General features: G+C 64.4%; 4 protein-coding genes. 3 read left to right on the forward strand and 1 reads right to left on the reverse strand.

Translation table 11 applies throughout. The annotated features are described in order from the left end of the window. The first annotated feature begins 94 nt into the window (after nucleotides 1–94). From EB084_20625 to EB084_20635, 3 genes are read left to right on the forward strand one after another with little or no spacing between them, the layout of a single operon-like run. Nucleotides 95–1501: a M20/M25/M40 family metallo-hydrolase gene (locus tag EB084_20625; GenBank protein NDD30672.1), complete on the forward strand. Its 1407-nt coding sequence runs from the start codon at nucleotides 95–97 to the stop codon at nucleotides 1499–1501. Next, nucleotides 1498–2100, forward strand: a complete 603-nt coding sequence (locus EB084_20630) for a disulfide bond formation protein DsbA (GenBank protein NDD30673.1) — start codon at nucleotides 1498–1500, stop codon at nucleotides 2098–2100. The genes EB084_20625 and EB084_20630 overlap by 4 nt, the downstream gene beginning before the upstream one ends. Next, the gene (locus EB084_20635; protein NDD30674.1) at nucleotides 2097–2807 is read left to right on the forward strand and encodes a dienelactone hydrolase family protein; all 711 of its coding nucleotides are present in this window, start codon (nucleotides 2097–2099) and stop codon (nucleotides 2805–2807) included. The genes EB084_20630 and EB084_20635 overlap by 4 nt, the downstream gene beginning before the upstream one ends. Here EB084_20635 and EB084_20640 read toward each other — a convergent pair. Next, nucleotides 2804–4282: a hypothetical protein gene (locus EB084_20640; GenBank protein NDD30675.1), complete on the reverse strand. Its 1479-nt coding sequence runs from the start codon at nucleotides 4280–4282 to the stop codon at nucleotides 2804–2806. The genes EB084_20635 and EB084_20640 overlap by 4 nt on opposite strands. Nucleotides 4283–4320: the final 38 nt, after the last annotated feature.

Consider the following 4320-nt stretch of genomic DNA (forward strand, 5'->3'; position numbering starts at 1 on the left):
CGAGTCTCGCGTGGTACTGCTGGCAGGCGGCCGACCTAGACCTGTAGCGCATCGTTACCTGCTCGTAACTCCCTGCGCCATTAGCCTGACCTCGATGGCCTCGACGCTCAGTCTCTTTGAACACGACGTACTTCCGACGCTGGAAAAATACGCAACAGTCCCCTGCCTCTCCCCCGCCTTTGACGCCGACTGGGAGTCCCACGGGTACCTCGAATCCGCCATCGATCTCTTCGCCGCCTGGGCCAAGGAGCGTCACTTCGCCCACCACGACGTGGTCGTGCACCGTCTGCCGGGACGGACGCCCGTTCTCGTGGTCACAATTGAGGCAACCGCTCCGACGTCGGGCACGGTCTTGCTCTACGGACACCTCGACAAGCAACCTCCACTCGGGGACTGGTCTGAGGGTCTCGACCCCTATGTCCCCGTGCGTCGTGGTAACCGGCTCTTTGCTCGTGGCGTCGCCGACGACGGCTATGCGATGTTTGCCTCGCTGCTCGCAATCGAAGAGCTCGAACGCAGCGGCGTGCCCCACGCCCGATGCGTCGTCCTGATCGAAGCCAGCGAGGAGTCGGGATCTCCGGACCTCGACGCCCACCTCGACGCCCTCGCCGACCGGCTCGGCAACGTCGAACTGATGATCTGTCTCGATTCGGGTGCCCTCACCTACGACCGACTGTGGGTGACGACCTCGCTACGTGGCGTGGCCGTCGCCAACGTCACCGTCAGCGTGCTCGAACGAGGGCAACACTCCGGCTCGGCCAGTGGCGTCGTTCCGAGCTCCATGCGCATCCTGCGCCAACTGCTCGATCGCGTCGAAGATGCCGCAACGGGTGAGATTTTGCTCCCAGAGTTTCGCGCCAACATTCCCGACAGTCACGTTCGCGCCGCCGCGGCCGTCGCCGCGGAGTTCGGTGACGTCGCGGCCAACGAGCAGCCCTTCGCACCGGGCGTCACCCCCATGGGTGACAGCCCGGCGGAACGGATCTTGCGTCGCACGTGGTACCCGACCCTCTCCTATGTCGGGGCCGACGGTTTTCCGCCGACCGCCATCGCGGGCAACGTGCTGCGTCCCGCCACGACGATGGCCCTCTCGCTACGCCTACCGCCGAATGTGAATGCCGCGGTCGCCTGCGCAGCTCTCGAGCGAGCTCTCACGACCGATGTGCCACACAATGCTGTCGTGACCGTCGAGGTCGACGGAGCGGCCGGCTGGGTGAGCCCCGAACTGGCCCCGTGGTTGCGTCGCGCCCTAGAAGAGGGTTCCGAGCGGGCCTTTGGCAAACCGGTCGCCTTCGCCGGCGAGGGTGGGTCAATTCCCTTCCTCGCATCGCTCGGACAGCGTTTCCCCGCCGTGCAGTTCGTGGCTACGGGTGTTCTCGGTCCAAACTCCAACGCCCACGGCATCGACGAGATGCTGGACCTCGACTGTGCGGTGGCCGTTACCAACGCCATGAGCCACGTGATTGCCGCCCACGCCCAACGAAAGGATCATGCATCATGACGACCACCATCGACCTCTGGGTCGACCCTGCCTGCCCCTGGGCCTGGATTACATCACGCTGGCTGCTCGCCGCCAAGGAAGTCCGTGACGTCGACGTCAACTTCCACGTGATGAGCCTCGCGGTCCTCAACGAAGGTCGCGACATGCCCGAGAACTACAAAGAACTTCTCGCCCTCGCCTGGAAGCCCGTACGTGTTCTGATCGCCGCCGAGCAACTGCACGGCAATACGGTGGTCGAGCCTCTCTACTCCGCCATGGGACGTCGCTACCACGTGGAAAACAAGAAGGACCTCAATGTCGTGATTGCCGAGTCGCTGGCCGAAACCGGTCTCGAGGCCTCCCTCGCCGACGCGGCAACCTCGACCGAGTTCGACGAAGCCGTAAAGGCCAGTCACCACGCCGGGATGGACCCCGTCGGCTTTGATGTGGGCACGCCAGTTCTTCACGTCAATGGCGAAGCAATCTTCGGCCCCGTCATCACCCCCGCCCCGACGGGTGAGGAGGCTGGACGCCTGCTCGACGGCGTCATTGCCGTCATGAGTGTTCCTGGTTTCTACGAGCTCAAGCGCTCCCGCACCCAAGGACCGATCTTCGGATGACCGCTCGCCTCACGCTCTCGTCCGGTCTCCCGATCAACGTCGCCGGTGCCCCGAGCTCAGCTCGGGCCATCATCGTGCTGCAGGAGGCCTTTGGGGTCAATGACCACATTCGAACGGTGACCGATCGCTACGGCGCAGAGGGCTTCTACGCCGTCGCGCCAGAGCTCTTTCACCGTGACGGCTCACCGGAGATTGACTACACCGACTTCACCTCGGCCCTCACCCACATGGGCAACTTCACTCGCGAGGGGCTCGAAGCGGATCTGCGTGATGCCGCAACCTGGCTGAACGAGCAGGGCTTTACCACCGAGCAGATTGGCATCGTCGGCTACTGCATGGGTGGCACCGTCGCGAGCTTCGCGAACACGCTCGGCATCGTCGGCGCCGCCGCCTCCTACTACGGCGGCGGGGTCGTCAACCCCCGATTCCATCTGCCCTCCATCGTGCAGATGACCGCCGACTTTCGCTCCCCCTGGCTCGGTCTCTACGGAGGACTAGATAAGGGCATCCCAATGAGCGAGATTGACGCTCTCCGCGAAGCGCTCGCGAACGCCGACGTCTCGACCGACCTCGTTGTCTACGAGGAGGCCGACCACGGCTTTAACTGCAACGACCGCACCAACGTCTATCACGCTGATGCCGCGGCCGACGCGACGCAGCGCACCTACGAGTTCTTCCGCCACGAGCTCCGCGACCCAGCGGCCTAGTTCGAACCACAGAGTTCGCGCTCGGCCACGGTGGGGTCGGCAGAAAAGCTCATCGTCGTCCACGTCACGGCGTGGGTCAGGTTCCGCCAGACCACCGCGGCGCTCAGCGGTCCCGAGATGTTGTTCAGATATCCCGCGAGCGGCCAACACGACAGGGCCCGGGTGGCCGCGGGCACCTGACCCTTGAAGTAGATGTCGTAGAAGTGCTCGTACTCTGGCGCGAACTGGCCGAGCACCCATGGGGGTGAGCCCATCTTTTCGTGGCCAGGACGGGTCCGCACCGGAACCGCAAAGTGACTGTTCACGGGGCTCGCCAGCGCAAAACCGTCGATCATGAACACCTCACTGGGAACTGAGTATCCGACGATTCCGACGTTTTCCTCGACCACGAACAGTTGGGCGGGGTAGGGACGATGTGACATCTCAAGGAGTTGGCGAGCAATCAACAGGTGGGGCCGCGTCGTCGCGGAGCTCGCCGCAACCGTCTCGGCGAAGCTCCGCTCGGGGGTCCGCAGCGACATGTCCTTCTCCAGGACTTTGCGGTGATAGTCCTTCAGCGTGACGGGGTTCGAGTTCCCGGCCCAGCCGACCCAGTAAGAGCGCTCGTCGGCGATCCCCGTGGCCGCGATCTCGTCTCCGGTGCCACAGCGTGCCAGCGCGAGCGACCAGAGACCCCAGACAGCGAGCGCCGCCACCACCAGGCGCATCACCGCACGACGGGGCACGACACACCACGCCACCGCGCCGCACGCGAAGAAGGCCGGGAGGTACATGCGGCCGTGCATAAAGTCGCCCCCGATGGCGGTGACGTAGAGAGCGTCGAGCAACCCGCCGATCGCCGGAGCCACCATGACCACGAGACGGAGCCTCTCCCCTTCACGCCAGAGCCGTCGCCACAGGGGCGCCACAAGAACAACTACTCCCACCAGCGGAACGAGGAGCCAGTAGGTCGAGAGGAAGTTCCAGAGGTAGGTCCATCCTTGACTCAGCCACAGGCGGGTGCCCGACTTTGCAATGGCCGTATTTGACGTCAGCAGGCCAAAGTAGGCCACCCGAAAGAGTTCACTGAGAACGGGAAGAGCCGCTCCGTAGACCACGAGCATCACCGCCCGTCGACGTGACCACGACGGGTTCGTCGCACGCTCCACCAGCCACAGGGCGGCCACCAGAACCACGGTGATGGGCGCCATGTCGGGCCGAATCGTAAAGCCCAGGCTCGCCACGAGTGCTGCGCGGCGGGCCGAACTCTCGCCGTCCAGGGTCTTGACGAGAAGGAGCCACGACAGACCGATCCACCCAAAGATCATTCCGGTCTCGAGTCCGGAAGTTGAAAAGTCCCAGACGACCGCCACGCAGCTCACCACGAACAGACCCAGGGGAAGCACACGCTCACCTGGTTGACGAAAACGTGCCGAGAGACGAAAGGCGGCGGCAGATGCCGAGACAAATCCGAGCGCGGTAAAGGCGAGGCCCAAAATCACCGACCACCACTCCACCCCGAAGAAGGGCAGAA

It is taken from the genome of Pseudomonadota bacterium (assembly GCA_010028905.1).
Classification (GTDB): domain Bacteria; phylum Vulcanimicrobiota; class Xenobia; order RGZZ01; family RGZZ01; genus RGZZ01.

What these genes read in the sequence shown, in the direction of transcription:
- EB084_20625 (NDD30672.1), top strand. Translation starts at nt 95, where the DNA reads ATGGCCTCGACGCTCAGTCTCTTTGAACACGACGTACTTCCGACGCTG.
- EB084_20630 (NDD30673.1), top strand. Translation starts at nt 1,498, where the DNA reads ATGACGACCACCATCGACCTCTGGGTCGACCCTGCCTGCCCCTGGGCC.
- EB084_20635 (NDD30674.1), top strand. Translation starts at nt 2,097, where the DNA reads ATGACCGCTCGCCTCACGCTCTCGTCCGGTCTCCCGATCAACGTCGCC.